This window comes from Bacillus spizizenii TU-B-10 (assembly GCF_000227465.1).
Taxonomy (GTDB): Bacteria; Bacillota; Bacilli; order Bacillales; family Bacillaceae; genus Bacillus; species Bacillus spizizenii.
Genome location: NC_016047.1, coordinates 130,759 through 153,016 on the forward strand (window position 1 = coordinate 130,759; position 22,258 = coordinate 153,016).

The following is a 22,258-nucleotide window of genomic DNA, read 5'->3' on the forward strand; positions in this document are numbered from 1 at the left end:
CCAATGGCAAGAGAGTTCTCCTTAGACAAAACTCGTAATATCGGGATCATGGCTCACATTGATGCCGGTAAAACGACTACTACAGAACGTATCTTGTTCTATACTGGTCGTATCCACAAAATTGGTGAAACTCATGAAGGAGCTTCACAAATGGACTGGATGGAGCAGGAACAAGAACGTGGTATCACAATCACTTCCGCTGCGACAACTGCACAGTGGAAAGGATACCGCGTAAACATCATCGATACTCCAGGACACGTAGACTTCACAGTTGAAGTTGAACGTTCTCTTCGTGTACTTGATGGTGCTGTTGCTGTACTTGACGCGCAATCAGGCGTTGAGCCTCAAACAGAAACTGTTTGGCGTCAGGCAACAACTTACGGAGTACCGCGTATCGTTTTTGTTAACAAAATGGACAAAATCGGTGCAGACTTCCTTTACTCTGTAGGAACTTTAAGAGACCGTCTTCAAGCAAACGCTCATGCAATTCAATTGCCGATCGGTGCTGAAGACAACTTCGAAGGTATCATCGACCTTGTAGAAAACGTTGCGTATTTCTACGAAGATGACCTCGGAACTCGTTCTGATGCGAAAGAAATCCCTGAAGAGTACAAAGAGCAAGCTGAAGAGCTTCGCAACAGCCTCATTGAAGCTGTTTGTGAACTTGATGAAGAGCTTATGGATAAATACCTCGAGGGTGAAGAAATCACTATTGACGAGTTAAAAGCAGGTATCCGTAAAGGTACATTAAATGTTGAATTCTACCCTGTTCTTGTTGGTTCTGCCTTCAAAAACAAAGGTGTTCAACTAGTACTTGATGCTGTTCTTGACTACCTTCCTGCACCAACTGACGTTGCTGCAATCAAAGGTACACGTCCTGACACAAATGAAGAGATTGAGCGCCATTCTTCTGATGAAGAGCCATTCTCTGCATTAGCATTTAAAGTTATGACTGACCCTTACGTTGGTAAGTTGACGTTCTTCCGTGTGTACTCTGGAACTCTTGATTCCGGTTCATACGTGAAAAACTCTACTAAAGGCAAACGTGAGCGTGTTGGACGTATCCTTCAAATGCACGCTAACAGCCGTGAAGAAATCGCTACTGTATACGCAGGGGATATCGCAGCTGCTGTAGGTCTAAAAGATACAACAACTGGAGATACTCTTTGTGATGAGAAGGATCTTGTTATCCTTGAATCAATGGAATTCCCAGAACCAGTTATCGACGTTGCTATTGAGCCTAAATCAAAAGCTGACCAAGATAAAATGGGTATCGCTTTAGCGAAACTTGCTGAAGAAGATCCTACATTCCGTACTCAAACAAACCCAGAAACTGGCCAAACGATCATCTCTGGTATGGGTGAACTTCACCTTGATATCATTGTTGACCGTATGAAACGCGAATTTAAAGTAGAAGCCAATGTTGGTGCTCCTCAGGTTGCGTACCGTGAAACATTCCGTACCGGTGCAAAAGTTGAAGGTAAATTCGTACGTCAGTCTGGTGGACGCGGTCAGTTCGGACACGTTTGGATCGAATTCGAACCAAACGAAGAAGGCGCTGGCTTTGAATTTGAAAATGCGATTGTCGGTGGGGTAGTTCCACGTGAATACATCCCAGCTGTTCAAGCAGGTCTGGAAGATGCACTTGAAAATGGTGTACTAGCAGGCTTCCCGCTTATCGACATTAAAGCAAAACTTTTCGATGGTTCTTACCATGATGTTGACTCAAACGAAATGGCATTTAAAGTTGCTGCTTCTATGGCATTGAAAAATGCAGTCAGCAAATGTAACCCAGTTCTTCTTGAACCTATCATGAAAGTAGAAGTGGTTATTCCAGAAGAATACATGGGAGATATCATGGGTGATATTACTTCACGTCGCGGACGCGTAGAAGGTATGGAAGCACGCGGTAACGCTCAAGTTGTTCGCGCTATGGTTCCTCTTGCTGAAATGTTCGGTTACGCTACTGCCCTTCGTTCTAATACGCAAGGTCGCGGTACGTTCACTATGTTCATGGATCACTACGAAGAAGTGCCGAAGAGCGTTTCTGAAGAAATTATCAAAAAAAATAAAGGCGAATAATTGATTTTGCCTCTTAACTCAAGTATAACTACTATTGTAAGATGAGGAAGTGAAAGCTTTCTTTCACTTCCTATCACTCTATACATTACTAATTAAAAGCTCTTAAGGAGGATTTTAGAATGGCTAAAGAAAAATTCGACCGTTCCAAATCACATGCCAATATTGGTACAATTGGACACGTTGACCATGGTAAAACAACTTTAACTGCTGCTATCACAACAGTACTTCATAAGAAATCTGGTAAAGGTACAGCTATGGCGTACGATCAAATTGATGGTGCACCAGAAGAACGCGAGCGCGGTATCACAATCTCTACTGCACACGTTGAGTACGAAACTGAAACTCGTCACTATGCACACGTTGACTGCCCAGGACACGCTGACTATGTTAAAAACATGATCACTGGTGCTGCGCAAATGGACGGAGCTATCCTTGTAGTATCTGCTGCTGATGGCCCAATGCCACAAACTCGTGAGCACATCCTTCTTTCTAAAAACGTTGGTGTACCATACATCGTTGTATTCTTAAACAAATGCGACATGGTAGACGACGAAGAGCTTCTTGAACTAGTTGAAATGGAAGTTCGCGATCTTCTTAGCGAATACGATTTCCCTGGTGATGATGTACCAGTAATCAAAGGTTCTGCTCTTAAAGCTCTTGAAGGTGACGCTGATTACGAAGCAAAAATCTTCGAACTTATGGATGCGGTTGATGAGTACATCCCAACTCCAGAGCGTGACACTGAAAAACCATTCATGATGCCAGTTGAGGACGTATTCTCAATCACTGGTCGTGGTACAGTTGCAACTGGACGTGTAGAACGCGGACAAGTTAAAGTCGGTGACGAAGTTGAAATCATCGGTCTTCAAGAAGAAAACAAGAAAACAACTGTTACAGGTGTTGAAATGTTCCGTAAGCTTCTTGATTACGCTGAAGCTGGTGACAACATTGGTGCCCTTCTTCGTGGTGTATCTCGTGAAGAAATCCAACGTGGTCAAGTACTTGCTAAACCAGGTACAATCACTCCACACAGCAAATTCAAAGCTGAAGTTTACGTTCTTTCTAAAGAAGAGGGTGGACGTCATACTCCATTCTTCTCTAACTACCGTCCTCAGTTCTACTTCCGTACAACTGACGTAACTGGTATCATCCATCTTCCAGAAGGCGTAGAAATGGTTATGCCTGGAGATAACACTGAAATGAACGTAGAACTTATCTCTACAATCGCTATCGAAGAAGGAACTCGTTTCTCTATTCGTGAAGGCGGACGTACTGTTGGTTCAGGCGTTGTTTCTACAATCACTGAGTAATAGTATGATTATAAACGAGACCCACAGTGGGTCTCGTTTTTTGTTTGCATATCTTTTTCTTGTATAATAGGATGTATCATATTCGAGGGGCTAATTTTTTATGATTCCTGAAAAGAGATCAATCGCTATCATGAAAGAACTGAGCATTGAAAATACAAAGCAAATGCTAATGATTAATGGGTCTGATGTAAAAAATCCATTGCTGCTTTTTTTACATGGGGGGCCGGGGACGCCACAAATCGGATATGTTAGACATTATCAAAAAGACCTAGAGCAGCATTTCACGGTAGTACATTGGGATCAAAGGGGTTCCGGGCTTTCGTATTCAAAACGAATTCCTCATCACTCCATGACAATCAGTCATTTCATTAAAGACACAATTCAAGTCACTCAATGGCTCCTAGATCATTTTTCAAAAACAAAAGTATATCTTGCCGGTCATTCGTGGGGCTCACTGCTGGCACTTCAAGTACTGCAACAGCGTCCGGATTTGTTTTACGCGTATTTTGGAATCAGTCAGGTTGTTAACCCTAACTATGAAGAATCAGCTTCTTATCAATATATACGTAAAATCTCAGATGCAAAAAGAGCCGGTATAGTATTCCCTCTCATACGTTTCCTTGGCGCTCCGCCTTGGAAGAAGGATATCCAGCATTTTATCTATCGGTTCTGTGTCGAAATGAGCAGGGGAGGATTCACTCACCATCATCGTCAATCCTTTGCTGTATTATTTCAAATGCTTACCGGTAAGGAATATGGAATAAGAAATATGCACAGCTTCCTCAATGGTTTGCACTTCAGTAAAAAACATTTAACTGATGAGTTGTACCGTTTTAATGCATTTAGATCAGTTCCTTCTATTAAAGTACCGTGCTTTTTTATTTCGGGGAGACATGATTTAATTGTTCCTGCTGAAATATCGAAACAATATTATCATGAGCTTGTAGCACCTGAAAAGCGCTGGTTTCAATTTGAGAAATCCGCTCACACCCCGCATATCGAGGAGCCGTCATTATTCGCGGATACACTGAGCCGCCACGCGCTGTACCACTTATGATAGGTCCTTGATAAATGAGAAAAACACCTGTATAATAAAAAAAGTGTGCAAACCATGCATATTTTAAATAAGTCTTGCAACATGCGTCTATTTTCTGTATAATGGTGTATGTTGGTCTTTGACTGCGATGAAGTGAGAGGTTGCTGACACACCCGGCCGCTTTGCCATGGCAAAGGTGTTCAGGTTTTTCTCACGGAGAACTGTCTAACTTGATGTAGGCGAAAAGGAGGGAAAATAATGGCAAAACAAAAAATTCGTATTCGTTTGAAAGCATATGATCATAGAATCCTTGATCAATCTGCAGAGAAGATTGTTGAAACGGCAAAACGTTCTGGTGCTAGTGTATCTGGTCCGATTCCGTTACCAACTGAAAAATCAGTTTACACAATCCTTCGTGCGGTGCACAAATACAAAGATTCTCGTGAGCAATTTGAAATGCGTACACATAAACGTTTAATCGATATTGTGAACCCAACACCACAAACTGTTGATGCTCTCATGCGATTAGACTTACCATCTGGTGTCGATATCGAAATCAAACTTTAATTCTAAAATATAGAATGATCTTAATAGGAGGTGTGACGAATGACCAAAGGAATCTTAGGAAGAAAAATTGGTATGACGCAAGTATTCGCTGAAAATGGTGATCTTATTCCGGTAACTGTTATCGAGGCTGCTCCAAACGTTGTTCTTCAAAAGAAATCAACTGAAAACGACGGTTACGAAGCAATCCAGCTTGGTTTTGACGACAAGCGTGAAAAGCTTTCTAACAAACCTGAAAAAGGGCACGTTGCAAAAGCGGAAACTGCTCCTAAGCGCTTCGTTAAAGAATTACGCGGAGTGGAAATGGATGCGTATGAAGTTGGTCAGGAAGTCAAGGTTGAAATTTTCTCTGCTGGAGAAATCGTAGATGTAACAGGAGTATCTAAAGGTAAAGGTTTCCAAGGTGCAATCAAGCGCCACGGACAATCTCGCGGACCTATGTCTCACGGTTCACGCTACCACCGTCGTCCTGGTTCAATGGGACCTGTAGATCCTAACCGTGTATTCAAAGGTAAATTATTACCTGGACGTATGGGCGGAGAGCAAATCACTGTTCAAAACCTTGAAATCGTAAAAGTTGATGCAGAACGCAATCTTCTTTTGATCAAAGGTAACGTACCTGGTGCGAAGAAATCTTTAATCACTGTTAAAAGTGCTGTTAAATCTAAATAACTCTCTTAGGAAAGGAGGAAATTGATCATGCCAAAAGTAGCATTATACAACCAAAACGGTTCTACTGCTGGTGACATCGAATTAAACGCTTCTGTATTTGGTATCGAGCCAAATGAGAGTGTTGTATTCGACGCTATTCTTATGCAAAGAGCTTCCTTACGTCAAGGAACTCATAAAGTAAAAAATCGTTCTGAAGTACGCGGCGGAGGTCGTAAACCATGGCGTCAAAAAGGTACTGGACGTGCCCGTCAAGGTTCTATCCGTTCACCGCAATGGCGCGGAGGTGGTGTCGTATTCGGCCCAACACCACGCAGCTATTCTTATAAATTACCTAAAAAAGTTCGCCGCTTGGCAATCAAATCAGTATTGTCTTCTAAAGTAAACGACAACAACATCATCGTTCTTGAAGATCTTACTCTTGATACGGCTAAAACAAAAGAAATGGCAGCTATCCTTAAAGGATTATCTGTTGAGAAAAAAGCTTTAATCGTAACTGCGGATGCTAACGAAGCAGTGGCTTTATCTGCTCGCAACATTCCTGGAGTTACTGTAGTTGAAGCTAACGGAATCAACGTTTTAGACGTTGTCAACCACGAGAAGCTTCTGATTACAAAAGCAGCGGTTGAAAAAGTAGAGGAGGTGCTTGCATAATGAAAGATCCTCGTGATGTTCTAAAGCGCCCCGTCATTACTGAACGTTCTGCTGATTTAATGGCTGAAAAGAAATATACTTTTGAAGTTGATGTAAGAGCTAACAAAACAGAAGTGAAAGACGCGGTTGAAAGCATCTTTGGAGTGAAAGTTGACAAAGTCAACATCATGAACTACAAAGGTAAATCAAAACGTGTTGGACGCTACACTGGTATGACTAGCCGTCGCAGAAAAGCGATCGTAAAACTTACTGCAGACAGCAAAGAAATCGAAATTTTTGAAGCTTAATTATCTGTAAAAAGAAGGAGGGAAATTCAAAATGGCGATTAAAAAGTATAAACCGACCTCTAATGGACGTCGTGGTATGACAACTTCAGATTTTGCTGAAATCACGACTGACAAGCCGGAAAAATCCTTGCTTGCTCCCCTTCACAAAAAAGGCGGACGTAACAACCAAGGTAAACTGACTGTACGTCACCAAGGTGGCGGACATAAACGCCAATACCGTGTTATCGACTTCAAACGCGATAAAGATGGTATACCTGGACGCGTTGCTACAGTTGAATACGATCCAAACCGTTCAGCTAACATCGCTCTAATCAACTATGCAGACGGAGAAAAACGTTACATTCTTGCTCCTAAAGGAATTCAAGTGGGTACTGAAATTATGTCAGGTCCTGAAGCTGACATTAAAGTAGGTAATGCACTTCCACTTATCAACATCCCTGTTGGTACAGTTGTGCATAACATTGAATTAAAACCTGGTAAAGGCGGACAGCTTGTACGTTCAGCTGGTACATCTGCTCAGGTTCTTGGTAAAGAAGGTAAATACGTTCTTGTACGTCTTAATTCTGGAGAAGTTCGCATGATTCTTTCTGCTTGCCGTGCTTCTATCGGTCAAGTAGGTAACGAACAGCACGAACTTATCAACATCGGTAAAGCTGGACGTTCTCGCTGGAAAGGCATCCGTCCTACAGTTCGTGGTTCTGTAATGAACCCTAACGATCACCCACACGGTGGTGGTGAAGGACGTGCGCCAATCGGACGTAAATCACCAATGTCTCCATGGGGCAAACCGACTCTTGGATTCAAGACTCGTAAGAAAAAGAACAAATCCGATAAATTTATCGTACGTCGTCGTAAAAATAAATAACGGGGTTGTCTACGGTTCACTTCGGACCGTAGTGCAATCACGAAGGGAGGTTCCAAAATGGCTCGCAGCTTGAAAAAAGGACCATTTGTCGATGGACACTTGATGACAAAAATCGAGAAATTAAATGAAACAGACAAGAAACAAGTCGTAAAAACTTGGTCTCGTCGTTCTACTATTTTCCCACAGTTTATTGGTCACACAATCGCAGTCTATGACGGACGTAAACACGTGCCTGTATTCATCTCTGAAGATATGGTAGGGCATAAGTTGGGTGAATTCGCTCCAACTCGTACGTACAAAGGTCATGCTAGTGATGACAAAAAAACAAGACGCTAAGAGAGGAGGCTTTTAAATGCAAGCTAAAGCTGTTGCAAGAACAGTCCGTATTGCTCCTCGTAAAGCACGTCTAGTAATGGACCTGATTCGAGGCAAGCAAGTAGGTGAGGCAGTATCAATCTTGAACCTTACACCAAGAGCTGCTTCTCCAATTATCGAGAAAGTATTAAAATCCGCTATTGCAAATGCTGAGCATAACTATGAAATGGACGCTAACAACCTGGTTATTTCTCAAGCATTCGTTGACGAAGGCCCTACGTTAAAAAGATTCCGCCCACGTGCTATGGGACGTGCGAGCCAAATCAACAAACGTACGAGCCACATTACAATCGTTGTATCAGAAAAGAAGGAGGGATAAGTAGTGGGTCAAAAGGTAAATCCAGTCGGTCTTCGTATCGGAGTCATTCGTGATTGGGAATCTAAGTGGTACGCTGGTAAAGATTACGCTGACTTCCTGCACGAAGATTTAAAAATTCGTGAATACATTAGCAAACGCCTTTCTGACGCTTCTGTTTCTAAAGTGGAAATCGAGCGTGCAGCAAATCGCGTTAACATTACGATCCACACAGCTAAGCCTGGTATGGTTATCGGTAAAGGCGGTTCTGAAGTTGAAGCACTTCGTAAAGCCCTTAACAGCCTTACTGGCAAGCGTGTACACATTAACATTCTTGAAATCAAAAGAGCAGATCTTGATGCACAGCTAGTTGCTGACAACATCGCTCGTCAATTAGAAAACCGTGTTTCTTTCCGCCGTGCACAGAAACAACAAATCCAACGTACTATGCGCGCTGGAGCACAAGGTGTGAAAACAATGGTTTCTGGTCGTCTTGGCGGTGCAGATATCGCTCGTTCTGAATACTACAGTGAAGGAACTGTTCCATTGCACACATTACGTGCGGACATTGACTATGCAACATCTGAAGCTGACACTACTTACGGTAAGCTTGGTGTGAAAGTCTGGATCTATCGTGGAGAGGTTCTTCCTACTAAGAAGAAAACTGAGGAAGGAGGAAAATAATATGTTATTACCAAAACGCGTTAAATATCGCAGAGAGCATCGCGGAAAAATGCGTGGCCGTGCGAAAGGCGGTACTGAAGTACATTTCGGTGAATTCGGTATCCAAGCTCTTGAAGCTTCTTGGATCACTAACCGTCAAATCGAAGCTGCACGTATTGCGATGACTCGTTACATGAAACGTGGCGGTAAAGTTTGGATCAAAATTTTCCCTTCTAAACCTTACACTGCTAAACCACTTGAGGTACGTATGGGATCCGGTAAAGGGGCTCCAGAAGGTTGGGTAGCTGTTGTAAAACCGGGCAAAGTTTTATTTGAAATTTCTGGTGTATCTGAAGAGGTTGCTCGTGAAGCACTTCGTCTTGCATCTCACAAATTGCCAATTAAAACGAAGTTCGTAAAACGTGAAGAAATTGGTGGTGAATCAAATGAAAGCTAATGAAATTCGTGACCTTACCACTGCTGAAATTGAACAAAAAGTAAAGTCTCTTAAAGAAGAACTTTTCAATCTTCGCTTTCAATTAGCGACAGGACAACTTGAAAATACTGCTCGCATTCGTGAAGTGCGCAAAGCTATCGCGCGCATGAAAACTGTGATTCGTGAAAGAGAAATTGCTTCTAATAAATAATCACTGAGGGGAGGTCGTGAGCATGAGCGAACGTAACCAGCGCAAAGTTTACCAAGGCCGTGTTGTTTCTGACAAAATGGATAAAACCATCACTGTTATTGTTGAAACATACAAAAAACATACACTTTACGGTAAACGCGTAAAATACTCAAAAAAATTCAAAGCACATGATGAAAATAATCAAGCTAAAATTGGCGACATCGTAAAGATCATGGAAACTCGTCCATTGTCTGCAACTAAGCGTTTCCGTCTAGTTGAAGTTGTCGAAGAAGCTGTTATTATCTAATAAAGTTCGGAATTCTTTTTCCGAAGGGAGGTAACAAATAATGATTCAACAAGAGACTCGTTTAAAAGTAGCTGACAACTCTGGCGCACGTGAAGTACTTACTATTAAAGTTCTTGGTGGTTCTGGACGTAAAACAGCTAACATTGGTGATGTAATTGTTTGCACGGTTAAACAAGCAACACCAGGAGGCGTTGTCAAAAAAGGTGAAGTCGTAAAAGCTGTTATCGTTCGCACTAAAAGCGGAGCGCGCAGAAGTGACGGTTCATACATCAGCTTCGATGAGAATGCATGTGTTATCATCCGTGACGACAAGAGCCCACGCGGAACTCGTATCTTCGGACCAGTTGCTCGTGAATTGCGTGAAAACAACTTTATGAAAATTGTTTCTCTAGCTCCAGAAGTTATCTAATGAAATAAATGCCTTAGTCAAGGAGGTGCGATCAGGATGCATGTTAAAAAAGGCGATAAAGTAATGGTTATCTCTGGTAAAGATAAAGGCAAACAAGGAACAATCCTTGCTGCTTTCCCTAAAAAGGACCGCGTTTTAGTTGAAGGTGTGAACATGGTGAAGAAACACTCTAAACCAACTCAAGCTAACCCTCAAGGCGGTATTTCTAATCAAGAGGCGCCAATTCATGTATCAAACGTTATGCCGCTCGATCCTAAAACAGGTGAAGTGACTCGCGTAGGATACAAAGTGGAAGATGGCAAAAAAGTTCGTGTAGCAAAAAAATCTGGGCAAGTTCTAGATAAATAGTATTAAAAGGAAGGGAGGTCTATCTCATGAACCGCCTTAAAGAAAAGTACAATAAAGAAATTGCACCTGCTTTAATGACAAAGTTCAACTATGATTCTGTCATGCAAGTGCCTAAAATCGAAAAAATCGTAATCAACATGGGTGTTGGTGACGCTGTTCAAAACGCGAAAGCAATCGACAGTGCTGTTGAAGAATTAACGTTTATCGCAGGTCAAAAACCTGTCGTTACTCGTGCGAAGAAATCAATTGCTGGATTCCGTCTTCGTGAGGGAATGCCTATCGGTGCGAAAGTAACTCTTCGCGGAGAGCGCATGTATGATTTCCTTGATAAACTTATTTCTGTATCTTTACCGCGTGTACGTGACTTCCGCGGGGTTTCTAAAAAATCTTTCGACGGTCGCGGTAACTACACACTTGGTATCAAAGAACAGTTAATCTTCCCTGAAATTGACTACGATAAAGTAACAAAGGTTCGCGGAATGGACATCGTTATCGTAACAACTGCTAATACTGACGAAGAAGCTCGTGAGCTATTAACTCAAGTAGGTATGCCGTTCCAGAAATAATCAATGAAAGGGAGGCGAAATCGTGGCTAAAAAGTCTATGATTGCGAAACAACAACGTACACCAAAGTTTAAAGTACAAGAGTACACACGCTGTGAACGCTGCGGACGTCCGCATTCAGTCATTCGTAAATTTAAACTTTGCCGTATTTGTTTCCGTGAGCTTGCATATAAAGGACAAATTCCTGGCGTGAAAAAAGCCAGCTGGTAATCCCCAAGAAAGGGAAGGAGGTAATTATATAATGGTTATGACAGATCCAATTGCAGATATGCTAACTCGTATTCGCAATGCAAACATGGTACGTCATGAGAAGCTTGAAATTCCTGCTTCTAAATTGAAAAGAGAAATTGCTGAAATTTTAAAGCGTGAAGGTTTCATTCGTGACGTTGAGTTCGTAGAAGACAGCAAACAAGGTATCATCCGCGTTTTCTTGAAATACGGACAAAACAACGAGCGCGTTATCACTGGTCTTAAAAGAATCAGCAAACCTGGTTTGCGTGTTTATGCTAAATCTAATGAAGTACCTCGCGTACTTAACGGTCTTGGAATCGCGATTATTTCTACATCACAAGGTGTTTTAACGGACAAAGAAGCCCGTGCAAAACAAGCTGGTGGAGAAGTTCTAGCATACGTTTGGTAAGAAGTTTAACATGAATGGAGGTGTTTGGTATGTCTCGTGTAGGTAAGAAGTTACTTGAGATTCCTTCTGATGTTACAGTAACGTTAAATGATGACAACACTGTAGCTGTGAAAGGACCAAAAGGAGAATTAACTCGTACGTTTCACCCTGATATGGAGATTAAAGTAGAGGACAATGTGCTTACAGTCACTCGTCCTTCTGATCAAAAAGAGCACCGTGCCTTGCATGGTACTACTCGCAGTCTGCTTGGCAACATGGTTGAAGGTGTATCTAAAGGATTTGAAAGAGGTTTGGAATTAGTCGGTGTCGGTTACCGTGCGTCTAAATCCGGAAATAAACTTGTTTTAAATGTTGGATACTCTCACCCTGTTGAGATCGTTCCTGAAGAAGGCATCGAAATCGAAGTCCCTTCTCAAACTAAAGTAGTTGTAAAAGGTACAGACAAAGAACGTGTAGGAGCTATTGCTGCTAACATCCGCGCTGTCCGTTCTCCAGAGCCTTACAAAGGTAAAGGAATCCGCTACGAAGGTGAAGTTGTTCGCCGCAAAGAAGGTAAATCTGCTAAGTAAGATCGCTTAAAGTGAAGAAAGGAGTGACCTAGATGATTACGAAAACTAGCAAAAATGCTGCTCGTCTTAAAAGACACGCTCGTGTTCGCGCTAAACTTTCCGGTACTGCTGAAAGACCGCGCCTGAACGTTTTCCGTTCTAACAAGCACATTTACGCTCAAATCATCGATGATGTAAATGGTGTTACACTTGCTAGTGCATCTACTCTCGATAAAGACTTGAACGTTGAAAGCACTGGAGATTCTTCTGCTGCTACTAAAGTTGGAGAATTAGTTGCAAAACGCGCTGCTGAAAAAGGCATTTCTGACGTAGTATTTGACCGTGGCGGATACTTATACCATGGACGTGTAAAAGCTTTGGCTGATGCCGCTCGTGAAGCTGGACTTAAATTTTAATAAAAGAAGGAGGGACACATGATTATGCGTCGTATTGACCCAAGCAAATTAGAGTTAGAAGAACGCTTAGTTACGGTTAACCGCGTAGCGAAAGTTGTTAAAGGTGGTCGTCGTTTCCGCTTCGCAGCTCTAGTCGTTGTCGGTGACAAAAACGGACACGTAGGATTCGGTACTGGTAAAGCACAAGAAGTACCAGAAGCGATCCGCAAAGCTGTTGAAGATGCGAAAAAGAATTTGATTGAAGTACCAATGGTTGGAACTACAATTCCACACGAAATCATCGGACGTTTCGGTGCAGGTAACATCTTGTTAAAACCTGCTTCTGAAGGTACTGGAGTTATCGCTGGAGGCCCTGTACGTGCGGTACTTGAGCTTGCTGGTGTAGCTGATATCCTTTCTAAGTCTTTAGGTTCTAACACACCGATCAACATGATTCGTGCAACACTTCAAGGCTTAAGTGAACTTAAGCGTGCTGAAGAGGTTGCGAAGCTTCGTGGAAAATCTGTAGAAGAACTGTTAGGATAAGGAGGGAATATTAATGGCTAAATTAGAAATTACCCTCAAACGAAGTGTAATCGGTCGCCCGGAAGATCAACGCGTTACTGTCAGAACACTTGGTTTAAAGAAAACAAACCAAACTGTTGTTCATGAAGACAACGCTGCGATTCGTGGTATGATTAATAAAGTATCTCATTTAGTTTCTGTTAAAGAACAATAAAAATAATTGATCGGATAAGGAGGTGTCCTAATGAAACTTCATGAATTAAAACCTTCAGAAGGTTCACGCAAAACGCGTAATCGCGTAGGTCGTGGTATTGGTTCTGGCAACGGTAAAACAGCTGGTAAAGGTCACAAAGGTCAAAACGCTCGTTCTGGCGGCGGTGTACGCCCTGGATTCGAGGGGGGACAAATGCCTTTATTCCAACGTCTTCCTAAACGCGGTTTCACTAACATTAACCGCAAGGAATACGCTGTAGTCAACCTAGACAAATTGAACGGTTTTGCAGAAGGAACGGAAGTCACTCCTGAACTTCTTCTTGAGACTGGTGTTATTAGCAAACTTAATGCAGGAGTAAAGATTCTTGGCAACGGTAAATTAGAGAAAAAATTAACTGTAAAAGCCAATAAATTCTCTGCTTCTGCGAAAGAAGCTGTTGAAGCTGCTGGCGGTACAGCTGAGGTGATCTAACTTGTTTAAAACAATCTCCAACTTTATGCGTGTGAGTGATATCAGGAATAAAATCATATTCACTTTACTCATGCTTATCGTCTTTCGCATAGGTGCGTTTATTCCTGTGCCTTATGTTAACGCTGAAGTGTTACAGGCACAGTCTCAAATGGGTGTTTTTGATCTCCTTAATACATTTGGCGGCGGTGCGCTTTACCAATTTTCCATTTTCGCAATGGGAATTACTCCTTATATCACAGCTTCGATCATCATTCAGCTGCTTCAGATGGATGTTGTGCCGAAGTTTACCGAGTGGTCTAAGCAAGGTGAAGTTGGCCGCCGTAAATTAGCTCAGTTCACAAGGTACTTTACGATTGTGCTTGGTTTCATCCAGGCGTTAGGTATGTCTTACGGATTCAACAATCTGGCAAACGGTATGCTGATCGAAAAATCCGGTATATCGACATATCTTATCATTGCTTTAGTACTCACTGGCGGAACTGCCTTTTTAATGTGGCTTGGAGAACAAATTACGTCTCATGGAGTAGGCAACGGAATATCGATCATTATCTTCGCGGGGATTGTGGCTAGTATTCCAAAAACAATTGGACAAATATATGAGACTCAATTTGTCGGCAGCAACGATCAGTTGTTTATTCATATTGTGAAAGTCGGACTTCTTGTGATTGCGATTTTAGCAGTTATTGTTGGAGTTATTTTCATTCAGCAAGCCGTACGGAAAATTGCGATTCAATATGCTAAAGGCACAGGTCGTTCACCTGCTGGCGGAGGTCAGTCTACACACCTTCCATTGAAAGTGAACCCTGCAGGGGTTATTCCGGTAATCTTTGCGGTTGCGTTTTTGATAACGCCGCGGACGATCGCGTCATTCTTTGGAACAAACGATGTGACAAAGTGGATTCAAAACTACTTTGATAATACGCATCCGGTGGGTATGGCGATATATGTTGCGTTGATTATTGCCTTTACGTACTTTTATGCTTTTGTACAGGTCAATCCTGAACAAATGGCTGATAACCTTAAAAAACAGGGTGGCTATATCCCGGGGGTTCGTCCAGGGAAAATGACTCAAGATAGAATTACGAGCATTTTGTATCGACTTACGTTTGTGGGTTCTATATTCTTAGCCGTGATTTCCATTCTTCCTATCTTTTTCATTCAATTCGCTGGATTGCCTCAAAGTGCACAAATTGGCGGAACATCTTTGTTAATTGTTGTCGGGGTAGCCTTGGAGACAATGAAACAACTAGAAAGCCAGTTGGTGAAACGAAACTACCGTGGATTTATGAAAAACTAGAGGAAATGGATTTATCCATTCCCTCTTAATAAAGAGAGGACGGGGGAAATCCGAATGAACTTAGTCTTAATGGGGCTTCCTGGTGCCGGTAAGGGCACACAGGGCGAACGAATTGTTGAGGATTATGGGATTCCTCATATCTCAACAGGAGATATGTTCCGTGCTGCTATGAAAGAAGAAACACCACTCGGACTCGAAGCAAAATCTTATATTGATAAGGGAGAGCTCGTTCCTGATGAAGTCACAATCGGAATTGTAAAAGAAAGACTTGGCAAAGACGATTGTGAAAGAGGTTTTCTTCTGGACGGATTTCCGCGAACAGTCGCTCAAGCCGAAGCTCTTGAAGAAATTCTTGAGGAATACGGCAAGCCGATTGATTATGTCATTAACATTGAAGTCGACAAAGATGTTCTGATGGAACGTCTGACTGGACGCAGAATTTGCAGTGTTTGCGGAACAACCTATCATTTAGTCTTTAATCCGCCGAAAACGCCGGGTGTTTGTGATAAAGACGGAGGCGAACTCTATCAACGGGCAGATGATAATGAGGAAACCGTCTCTAAACGGCTTGAGGTAAACATGAAGCAAACTCAGCCTTTACTCGATTTCTATTCTGAGAAAGGTTATCTTGCAAACGTGAATGGCCAACAGGACATTCAAGACGTTTATGCAGATGTGAAGGATCTTCTTGGAGGATTAAAAAAATGATTATCTGTAAAACCCCACGTGAACTTGGTATCATGCGGGAAGCAGGGCGAATCGTGGCTTTAACTCATGAAGAGTTAAAAAAGCATATTAAACCAGGAATCTCGACAAAAGAATTGGATCAAATTGCCGAACGTTTTATTAAGAAGCAGGGTGCAATCCCATCTTTTAAGGGGTATAATGGGTTTCGCGGGAGCATTTGCGTATCAGTTAATGAAGAACTCGTTCACGGCATTCCTGGCAGCAGGGTGCTGAAGGACGGTGACATCATCAGTATTGATATCGGTGCTAAATTAAATGGTTATCATGGTGACTCTGCATGGACATATCCGGTAGGAAACATCAGCGATGATGACAAAAAACTTCTGGAAGTGACAGAGGAGTCTTTATATAAAGGCTTGCAGGAAGCAAAACCAGGTGAACGTTTGTCGAATATTTCCCACGCAATACAAACGTATGTCGAAAATGAGCAGTTTTCAGTTGTTAGGGAGTATGTCGGACATGGTGTTGGTCAAGACTTGCATGAGGACCCGCAAATTCCTCATTACGGTCCGCCCAACAAAGGACCACGGCTCAAACCTGGCATGGTTCTCGCTATTGAACCTATGGTGAACGCTGGCAGCCGCTACGTGAAAACATTGGCTGATAACTGGACGGTTGTAACGGTAGATGGGAAAAAGTGTGCTCATTTTGAACATACGATTGCGATTACGGAAACGGGTTTTGATATACTGACGAGAGTCTAGGTGATGAAATAATTCCGAAGACAGATGTTTTTCCGGCTTGATAGGGCAGAAAGTTTGGATGAACATTGGCAGGACCGAATTCATCTTGTCGTTGTCATTGGGGTTGTTGACCATCATCAATGTACTAACAGCAGACGGAGAAAAGCGTACATTACATTCTCCTAAGAAAAAGAATATCAATCATTTAACCCTTTATGATTGCGTATCTCCGGAAGTTCAGAACAGTATAAACGAAACAGGGCGTGTGACAAACTTCTTTTGAAATTTGTCAGAAAGCAAGTTACTGATTTGAAGAAGGGAGAACACTTGAATGGCGAAAGACGATGTAATTGAAGTGGAAGGTACTATAGTCGAAACACTGCCAAACGCGATGTTCAAAGTTGAACTTGAAAATGGCCACACTGTTTTGGCTCATGTATCTGGTAAAATCCGCATGCACTTCATTCGCATTTTACCTGGAGACAAAGTTACGGTAGAATTATCTCCATATGACTTAACTCGTGGCAGGATTACGTACCGTTACAAATAAAGCACTCCGGAAACTGAAGGAGGTTGGAAACACATGAAAGTGAGACCATCAGTTAAACCAATCTGCGAAAAATGTAAAGTTATTCGCAGAAAAGGAAAAGTAATGGTGATCTGTGAAAATCCAAAGCATAAACAAAAACAAGGATAATTTATAAGGAGGTGCCCAGAGAATGGCTCGTATTGCTGGTGTAGATATCCCACGTGACAAACGTGTTGTTATTTCTTTAACATACATCTTCGGAATTGGCCGCACAACGGCTCAGCAAGTTTTAAAAGAAGCTGGAGTTTCAGAAGATACTCGTGTGCGCGATCTTACTGAAGAAGAACTTGGTAAAATCCGTGATATTATTGACAAACTGAAAGTAGAAGGTGACCTTCGACGTGAAGTTTCTCTTAATATCAAACGTCTGATTGAAATCGGAAGCTACCGCGGAATCCGTCATCGCAGAGGATTACCTGTTCGCGGACAAAACTCTAAAAACAATGCGCGTACTCGTAAAGGTCCGCGTCGTACTGTAGCTAACAAGAAAAAATAAGTAAGGGAGGTTCTTAAACAATGGCTGCTGCTCGTAAATCTAACACGCGTAAACGTCGCGTGAAAAAGAATATTGAGTCTGGAATTGCTCATATTCGTTCAACTTTCAATAACACGATCGTTACGATCACTGACACTCATGGTAATGCTATTTCTTGGTCAAGTGCCGGAGCTTTAGGATTCAGAGGTTCTCGTAAATCTACTCCTTTTGCTGCGCAAATGGCTGCAGAAACAGCTGCTAAAGGTTCAATCGAACATGGTCTTAAAACTCTTGAGGTTACTGTTAAAGGCCCTGGTTCAGGTCGTGAAGCTGCAATCCGTGCGCTTCAAGCTGCTGGACTAGAAGTCACTGCTATCAGAGACGTAACTCCTGTTCCTCATAACGGATGCCGTCCACCAAAACGTCGCCGCGTGTAATTTGTTTGTATAGATTTTGTGTCCCTGTCAATAATGGGTTATGATACAGTTATTTATGAAACGAATGCACCGACTCGTTGCCTGAGCACATACGGGACTAAACAATGGGGAATTTCGGATGGAATCTCATATGATTCTATTCGAGGTTTCGACGTTTTGAAGGAGGGTTTTAAGTAATGATCGAGATTGAAAAACCAAAAATCGAAACGGTTGAAATCAGCGACGATGCCAAATTTGGTAAGTTTGTCGTAGAGCCACTTGAGCGTGGATATGGTACAACTCTGGGTAACTCCTTACGTCGTATCCTCTTATCCTCACTCCCTGGTGCCGCTGTAACATCAATCCAGATAGATGGTGTACTGCACGAATTCTCGACAATTGAAGGCGTTGTGGAAGATGTTACAACGATTATCTTACACATTAAAAAGCTTGCATTGAAAATCTACTCTGATGAAGAGAAGACGCTAGAAATTGATGTACAGGGTGAAGGAACTGTAACGGCAGCTGATATTACACACGATAGTGATGTAGAGATCTTAAATCCTGATCTTCATATCGCGACTCTTGGTGAGAATGCGAGTTTCCGAGTTCGCCTTACTGCTCAAAGAGGACGTGGGTATACGCCTGCTGACGCAAACAAGAGAGACGATCAGCCAATCGGCGTGATTCCGATCGATTCTATCTATACGCCAGTTTCTCGTGTATCTTATCAGGTAGAGAACACTCGTGTAGGCCAAGTTGCAAACTATGATAAACTTACACTTGATGTTTGGACTGATGGAAGCACTGGACCGAAAGAAGCCATTGCGCTTGGTTCAAAGATTTTAACTGAACACCTTAATATATTCGTTGGTTTAACTGACGAAGCTCAGCATGCTGAAATCATGGTTGAAAAAGAAGAAGATCAAAAAGAGAAAGTTCTTGAAATGACAATTGAAGAATTGGATCTTTCTGTTCGCTCTTACAACTGCTTAAAGCGTGCGGGTATTAACACGGTTCAAGAGCTTGCGAACAAGACGGAAGAAGATATGATGAAAGTTCGTAATCTAGGACGCAAATCACTTGAAGAAGTGAAAGCGAAACTAGAAGAACTTGGACTCGGACTTCGCAAAGACGATTGACTAGTTTCCCTTGTGAACTAGGATTTTCGTGTGTTTATTATTCAGAAACAGCATTTCAATAAAGGAGGGGACATCACATGTCATACAGAAAACTAGGACGTACGAGTGCACAGCGTAAAGCTATGCTTCGTGATCTTACAACTGATTTGATCATCAACGAAAGAATCGAAACAACTGAAACACGTGCGAAAGAACTTCGCTCTGTAGTTGAAAAAATGATCACGCTTGGCAAACGCGGTGATCTTCACGCTCGCCGTCAAGCTGCTGCATACATCCGCAACGAGGTTGCTAACGAAGAAAATAACCAAGATGCACTTCAAAAATTATTCTCTGACATTGCAACTCGTTACGAGGAGCGCCAAGGTGGATACACACGTATTATGAAGCTTGGTCCTCGCCGTGGTGACGGAGCACCAATGGCAATTATCGAATTGGTTTAATCACATATTTTTGTGTATCTAAAGAAGGGCGGGACAGTTTCTAACTGGATCTATGCCCTTTTTTTAGATACTGCAACTTTTTATATAGAGAGAAAAGCAGAGCATTAGCTGAGAGGAGGCCGGTTTTCCATGAATCAAAATCAGTTGATATCGGTAGAGGATATCGTTTTTCGATATCGGAAAGACGCAGAAAGACGAGCACTAGACGGCGTCTCCCTGCAGGTGTATGAGGGTGAATGGCTTGCAATTGTAGGTCATAACGGTTCAGGGAAATCAACACTGGCCCGGGCATTGAATGGTTTAATCCTTCCTGAATCAGGCGACATCGAGGTTGCCGGGATTCAATTGACAGAGGAATCGGTTTGGGAAGTGCGTAAAAAGATAGGTATGGTCTTTCAAAATCCGGATAACCAATTTGTCGGAACGACTGTTCGCGATGATGTGGCTTTTGGTTTAGAAAACAATGGTGTACCGCGGGAAGAAATGATTGAGAGAGTAGACTGGGCAGTAAAACAGGTGAACATGCAAGATTTTCTCGATCAAGAGCCGCACCATCTCTCCGGAGGCCAAAAGCAGAGAGTTGCGATTGCGGGTGTTATTGCCGCACGTCCTGATATTATTATCTTAGATGAAGCAACATCCATGCTTGACCCGATTGGGCGAGAAGAAGTGCTTGAAACGGTAAGACATTTAAAGGAGCAAGGCATGGCGACTGTCATTTCCATCACACATGATCTGAATGAGGCAGCAAAAGCAGACAGGATCATTGTGATGAATGGCGGTAAGAAATATGCCGAAGGGCTGCCTGAAGAGATTTTTAAATTGAATAAAGAACTTGTTCGAATTGGGCTTGATTTACCCTTCTCATTCCAGCTTAGCCAGCTTTTAAGAGAAAATGGACTGGCTTTGGAAGAAAATCATTTGACTCAGGAAGGGCTGGTGAAAGAGCTATGGACATTACAATCAAAGATGTAGAACATCGTTATCAGATGAAGACGCCGTTTGAGCGCCTTTGCACTGTATGATATCAATGCATCGATTAAAGAAGGCAGCTACGTAGCCGTTATTGGGCATACAGGCTCTGGCAAGTCCACTCTTCTTCAGCACCTGAATGGTCTTCTGAAGCCGACGAAGGGACAGATATCACTAGGCAGCACAGTCATTCAGGCAGGGGAAAAAGAATAAAGAGCTGAAAACCCTTTCGTAAAAAAGTCGGAATCGTTTTCCAATTTCCTGAGCATCAATTATTCGAAGAGACAGTTCTCAAAGATATTTCATTCGGACCGATGAACTTTGGTGTGAAAAAAGAAGATGCTGAACAAAAAGCGAGAGAGATGCTGAAGCTTGTAGGTTTATCAGAAGAGCTTTTGGACAGGTCGCCTTTTGAATTAAGCGGGGGGCAAATGCGCAGAGTTGCAATTGCCGGCGTACTTGCAATGGACCCTGAAGTGCTTGTTCTTGATGAACCGACTGCAGGATTGGACCCAAGAGGGCGAAAAGAGATTATGGACATGTTTTATGAGCTTCATCAACGGGGAAACCTGACGACGATCCTTGTGACACACAGCATGGAGGATGCGGCTGAATACGCTGATGAAATGATCGTTATGCATAAAGGAACGATACAAGCATCAGGCAGTCCGCGTGATTTGTTTTTAAAAGGTGAAGAGATGGCTGGCTGGGGGCTGGATCTTCCGGAAACGATAAAATTTCAAAGACAGCTGGAAGCTGCACTTGGCGTCAGATTTAAAGAGCCTATGCTCACAATTGAAGATGCGGCTGCTGAAATCCGTGCTCTTTTTCAGGGGGAGAAGACCTTATGATGGACAGCATGATTATCGGCAAGTATGTACCGGGCTCTTCACTTGTACATCGGCTTGATCCCAGAACAAAACTCATTACGATCTTTTTATTTGTCTGCATCGTATTTCTAGCCAATAATGTACAGACATATGCGCTTCTTGGATTATTTACTGTAGGCGTCGTTTCTTTAACAAGAGTTCCTTTCTCTTTTTTAATGAAAGGGCTAAAGCCAATCATCTGGATTGTCCTCTTTACGTTCCTTCTTCACATTTTAATGACACATGAAGGACCGGTTATTTTTCAATTAGGTGTTTTCAAAGTCTATGAGGGCGGTTTGGTCCAAGGGATATTCATTTCTCTTAGATTCGTCTATTTGATTTTAATTACAACCTTATTAACGCTGACGACAACACCGATTGAGATTACCGATGGAATGGAGCAGCTGCTGAATCCATTGAAAAAAATAAAGCTTCCTGTTCACGAGCTTGCTCTTATGATGTCAATTTCTTTGCGGTTTATTCCGACCTTGATGGAGGAGACAGATAAGATCATGAAGGCTCAGATGGCGCGAGGCGTTGATTTTACAAGCGGACCTGTCAAAGACAGAGTGAAGGCTATTGTCCCGCTTCTTGTCCCTCTCTTCGTCAGTGCATTCAAACGCGCCGAAGAGCTTGCTGTGGCAATGGAAGCCAGGGGATATCAAGGCGGAGAGGGACGTACGAAATACAGAAAGCTTGTATGGACAGGAAAAGACACTTCTGTCATTGTGAGCTTGATGATTTTGGCTGCTTTGTTATTTTTCTTAAGGACATAGAGGTG

At 42.4% G+C, this 22,258-nt stretch carries 35 protein-coding genes and 1 pseudogene; all 36 read left to right on the forward strand.

Going from position 1 to position 22,258, the window contains the following annotated elements; all coding sequences use genetic code 11:
• Nucleotides 1-3 precede the first annotated feature (3 nt).
• The 36 genes and pseudogenes from fusA to GYO_RS22455 all read left to right on the forward strand — a co-directional run bounded on the left by fusA (nt 4) and on the right by GYO_RS22455 (nt 22,253).
• Entirely contained in the window at nt 4-2,082 is a 2,079-nt protein-coding gene (gene fusA / locus GYO_RS22275) for an elongation factor G (protein WP_041520830.1), read from the forward strand.
• Nucleotides 2,083-2,201: 119 nt separating this feature from the next.
• Nucleotides 2,202-3,392: an elongation factor Tu gene (gene tuf / locus GYO_RS22280; RefSeq protein ID WP_003225787.1), complete on the forward strand. Its 1,191-nt coding sequence runs from the start codon at nt 2,202-2,204 to the stop codon at nt 3,390-3,392.
• Between the two features lie 100 nt (nt 3,393-3,492).
• A complete protein-coding gene (locus GYO_RS22285; protein ID WP_014112345.1) occupies nt 3,493-4,449 on the forward strand; it encodes an alpha/beta fold hydrolase in 957 nt (318 codons plus the stop codon).
• 237 nt (nt 4,450-4,686) lie between these two features.
• The gene (gene rpsJ, locus GYO_RS22290; protein WP_003156464.1) at nt 4,687-4,995 is read left to right on the forward strand and encodes a 30S ribosomal protein S10; all 309 of its coding nucleotides are present in this window, start codon (nt 4,687-4,689) and stop codon (nt 4,993-4,995) included.
• Between the two features lie 39 nt (nt 4,996-5,034).
• Nucleotides 5,035-5,664, forward strand: a complete 630-nt coding sequence (gene rplC / locus GYO_RS22295) for a 50S ribosomal protein L3 (protein ID WP_003225791.1) — start codon at nt 5,035-5,037, stop codon at nt 5,662-5,664.
• 27 nt (nt 5,665-5,691) lie between these two features.
• Entirely contained in the window at nt 5,692-6,315 is a 624-nt protein-coding gene (gene rplD, locus GYO_RS22300; protein WP_003225792.1) for a 50S ribosomal protein L4, read from the forward strand.
• The gene (gene rplW, locus GYO_RS22305) at nt 6,315-6,602 is read left to right on the forward strand and encodes a 50S ribosomal protein L23 (RefSeq protein WP_003225793.1); all 288 of its coding nucleotides are present in this window, start codon (nt 6,315-6,317) and stop codon (nt 6,600-6,602) included. Before rplD ends, rplW begins: the two co-directional genes overlap by 1 nt.
• Before the next feature lie 31 nt (nt 6,603-6,633).
• On the forward strand, nt 6,634-7,467 hold the full coding sequence (gene rplB / locus GYO_RS22310) for a 50S ribosomal protein L2 (RefSeq protein WP_003225795.1): 834 nt from the start codon (nt 6,634-6,636) through the stop codon (nt 7,465-7,467).
• 57 nt (nt 7,468-7,524) lie between these two features.
• A complete protein-coding gene (rpsS, locus tag GYO_RS22315; protein ID WP_003156472.1) occupies nt 7,525-7,803 on the forward strand; it encodes a 30S ribosomal protein S19 in 279 nt (92 codons plus the stop codon).
• A 16-nt stretch (nt 7,804-7,819) separates the two neighbouring features.
• On the forward strand, nt 7,820-8,161 hold the full coding sequence (gene rplV, locus GYO_RS22320) for a 50S ribosomal protein L22 (RefSeq protein ID WP_003156475.1): 342 nt from the start codon (nt 7,820-7,822) through the stop codon (nt 8,159-8,161).
• Between the two features lie 3 nt (nt 8,162-8,164).
• Nucleotides 8,165-8,821, forward strand: a complete 657-nt coding sequence (rpsC, locus tag GYO_RS22325) for a 30S ribosomal protein S3 (protein WP_003242001.1) — start codon at nt 8,165-8,167, stop codon at nt 8,819-8,821.
• Nucleotide 8,822: 1 nt separating this feature from the next.
• Nucleotides 8,823-9,257 carry a 50S ribosomal protein L16 gene (gene rplP, locus GYO_RS22330; RefSeq protein ID WP_003225801.1) on the forward strand — a complete coding sequence of 145 codons (435 nt, stop codon included), beginning with the start codon at nt 8,823-8,825 and terminating at the stop codon, nt 9,255-9,257.
• Nucleotides 9,247-9,447, forward strand: coding sequence for a 50S ribosomal protein L29 (gene rpmC, locus GYO_RS22335; protein WP_003225802.1), 201 nt, complete (start codon nt 9,247-9,249; stop codon nt 9,445-9,447). Before rplP ends, rpmC begins: the two co-directional genes overlap by 11 nt.
• A gap of 22 nt (nt 9,448-9,469) precedes the next feature.
• A complete protein-coding gene (gene rpsQ, locus GYO_RS22340; RefSeq protein ID WP_014112346.1) occupies nt 9,470-9,733 on the forward strand; it encodes a 30S ribosomal protein S17 in 264 nt (87 codons plus the stop codon).
• 40 nt (nt 9,734-9,773) lie between these two features.
• Nucleotides 9,774-10,142, forward strand: a complete 369-nt coding sequence (gene rplN, locus GYO_RS22345; protein WP_003225805.1) for a 50S ribosomal protein L14 — start codon at nt 9,774-9,776, stop codon at nt 10,140-10,142.
• Nucleotides 10,143-10,178: 36 nt separating this feature from the next.
• The gene (gene rplX / locus GYO_RS22350; RefSeq protein WP_003156486.1) at nt 10,179-10,490 is read left to right on the forward strand and encodes a 50S ribosomal protein L24; all 312 of its coding nucleotides are present in this window, start codon (nt 10,179-10,181) and stop codon (nt 10,488-10,490) included.
• A gap of 26 nt (nt 10,491-10,516) precedes the next feature.
• The gene (gene rplE / locus GYO_RS22355; RefSeq protein WP_003225809.1) at nt 10,517-11,056 is read left to right on the forward strand and encodes a 50S ribosomal protein L5; all 540 of its coding nucleotides are present in this window, start codon (nt 10,517-10,519) and stop codon (nt 11,054-11,056) included.
• Between the two features lie 22 nt (nt 11,057-11,078).
• Nucleotides 11,079-11,264, forward strand: a complete 186-nt coding sequence (gene rpsN / locus GYO_RS22360; protein WP_003156488.1) for a 30S ribosomal protein S14 — start codon at nt 11,079-11,081, stop codon at nt 11,262-11,264.
• 31 nt (nt 11,265-11,295) lie between these two features.
• Nucleotides 11,296-11,694, forward strand: a complete 399-nt coding sequence (gene rpsH / locus GYO_RS22365; protein ID WP_003241998.1) for a 30S ribosomal protein S8 — start codon at nt 11,296-11,298, stop codon at nt 11,692-11,694.
• A gap of 29 nt (nt 11,695-11,723) precedes the next feature.
• Nucleotides 11,724-12,263 (forward strand): 50S ribosomal protein L6, encoded by a 540-nt coding sequence (rplF, locus tag GYO_RS22370; protein WP_003225814.1) that lies wholly within the window; start codon nt 11,724-11,726, stop codon nt 12,261-12,263.
• Between the two features lie 32 nt (nt 12,264-12,295).
• The gene (gene rplR, locus GYO_RS22375; RefSeq protein ID WP_014112347.1) at nt 12,296-12,658 is read left to right on the forward strand and encodes a 50S ribosomal protein L18; all 363 of its coding nucleotides are present in this window, start codon (nt 12,296-12,298) and stop codon (nt 12,656-12,658) included.
• A gap of 24 nt (nt 12,659-12,682) precedes the next feature.
• The gene (rpsE, locus tag GYO_RS22380) at nt 12,683-13,183 is read left to right on the forward strand and encodes a 30S ribosomal protein S5 (RefSeq protein ID WP_003156493.1); all 501 of its coding nucleotides are present in this window, start codon (nt 12,683-12,685) and stop codon (nt 13,181-13,183) included.
• A 13-nt stretch (nt 13,184-13,196) separates the two neighbouring features.
• Nucleotides 13,197-13,376 carry a 50S ribosomal protein L30 gene (gene rpmD / locus GYO_RS22385; protein ID WP_003156497.1) on the forward strand — a complete coding sequence of 60 codons (180 nt, stop codon included), beginning with the start codon at nt 13,197-13,199 and terminating at the stop codon, nt 13,374-13,376.
• Nucleotides 13,377-13,406: 30 nt separating this feature from the next.
• Nucleotides 13,407-13,847 carry a 50S ribosomal protein L15 gene (gene rplO / locus GYO_RS22390; protein WP_003225819.1) on the forward strand — a complete coding sequence of 147 codons (441 nt, stop codon included), beginning with the start codon at nt 13,407-13,409 and terminating at the stop codon, nt 13,845-13,847.
• A 1-nt stretch (nt 13,848) separates the two neighbouring features.
• Nucleotides 13,849-15,144 carry a preprotein translocase subunit SecY gene (secY, locus tag GYO_RS22395; RefSeq protein WP_014112348.1) on the forward strand — a complete coding sequence of 432 codons (1,296 nt, stop codon included), beginning with the start codon at nt 13,849-13,851 and terminating at the stop codon, nt 15,142-15,144.
• A gap of 54 nt (nt 15,145-15,198) precedes the next feature.
• Nucleotides 15,199-15,852, forward strand: coding sequence for an adenylate kinase (locus GYO_RS22400; RefSeq protein ID WP_003225823.1), 654 nt, complete (start codon nt 15,199-15,201; stop codon nt 15,850-15,852).
• A complete protein-coding gene (gene map, locus GYO_RS22405; RefSeq protein WP_003225828.1) occupies nt 15,849-16,595 on the forward strand; it encodes a type I methionyl aminopeptidase in 747 nt (248 codons plus the stop codon). The genes GYO_RS22400 and map overlap by 4 nt, the downstream gene beginning before the upstream one ends.
• Before the next feature lie 310 nt (nt 16,596-16,905).
• Nucleotides 16,906-17,124 carry a translation initiation factor IF-1 gene (gene infA / locus GYO_RS22415; protein WP_003156508.1) on the forward strand — a complete coding sequence of 73 codons (219 nt, stop codon included), beginning with the start codon at nt 16,906-16,908 and terminating at the stop codon, nt 17,122-17,124.
• Nucleotides 17,125-17,157: 33 nt separating this feature from the next.
• Nucleotides 17,158-17,271, forward strand: coding sequence for a 50S ribosomal protein L36 (rpmJ, locus tag GYO_RS22420; RefSeq protein WP_003156543.1), 114 nt, complete (start codon nt 17,158-17,160; stop codon nt 17,269-17,271).
• A 22-nt stretch (nt 17,272-17,293) separates the two neighbouring features.
• Nucleotides 17,294-17,659 (forward strand): 30S ribosomal protein S13, encoded by a 366-nt coding sequence (gene rpsM / locus GYO_RS22425; protein WP_003235095.1) that lies wholly within the window; start codon nt 17,294-17,296, stop codon nt 17,657-17,659.
• 20 nt (nt 17,660-17,679) lie between these two features.
• Nucleotides 17,680-18,075 carry a 30S ribosomal protein S11 gene (gene rpsK, locus GYO_RS22430; RefSeq protein WP_009966385.1) on the forward strand — a complete coding sequence of 132 codons (396 nt, stop codon included), beginning with the start codon at nt 17,680-17,682 and terminating at the stop codon, nt 18,073-18,075.
• A gap of 176 nt (nt 18,076-18,251) precedes the next feature.
• The gene (locus GYO_RS22435) at nt 18,252-19,196 is read left to right on the forward strand and encodes a DNA-directed RNA polymerase subunit alpha (RefSeq protein ID WP_003225835.1); all 945 of its coding nucleotides are present in this window, start codon (nt 18,252-18,254) and stop codon (nt 19,194-19,196) included.
• Nucleotides 19,197-19,273: 77 nt separating this feature from the next.
• On the forward strand, nt 19,274-19,636 hold the full coding sequence (rplQ, locus tag GYO_RS22440; protein WP_003225836.1) for a 50S ribosomal protein L17: 363 nt from the start codon (nt 19,274-19,276) through the stop codon (nt 19,634-19,636).
• A 129-nt stretch (nt 19,637-19,765) separates the two neighbouring features.
• A complete protein-coding gene (locus GYO_RS22445) occupies nt 19,766-20,611 on the forward strand; it encodes an energy-coupling factor ABC transporter ATP-binding protein (RefSeq protein WP_014112350.1) in 846 nt (281 codons plus the stop codon).
• Nucleotides 20,587-21,459: pseudogene (locus GYO_RS22450) on the forward strand (energy-coupling factor ABC transporter ATP-binding protein). The gene GYO_RS22445 and the pseudogene GYO_RS22450 overlap by 25 nt, the downstream one beginning before the upstream one ends.
• On the forward strand, nt 21,456-22,253 hold the full coding sequence (locus GYO_RS22455) for an energy-coupling factor transporter transmembrane component T family protein (RefSeq protein WP_014112351.1): 798 nt from the start codon (nt 21,456-21,458) through the stop codon (nt 22,251-22,253). Before GYO_RS22450 ends, GYO_RS22455 begins: the two are co-directional and overlap by 4 nt.
• Nucleotides 22,254-22,258: the final 5 nt, after the last annotated feature.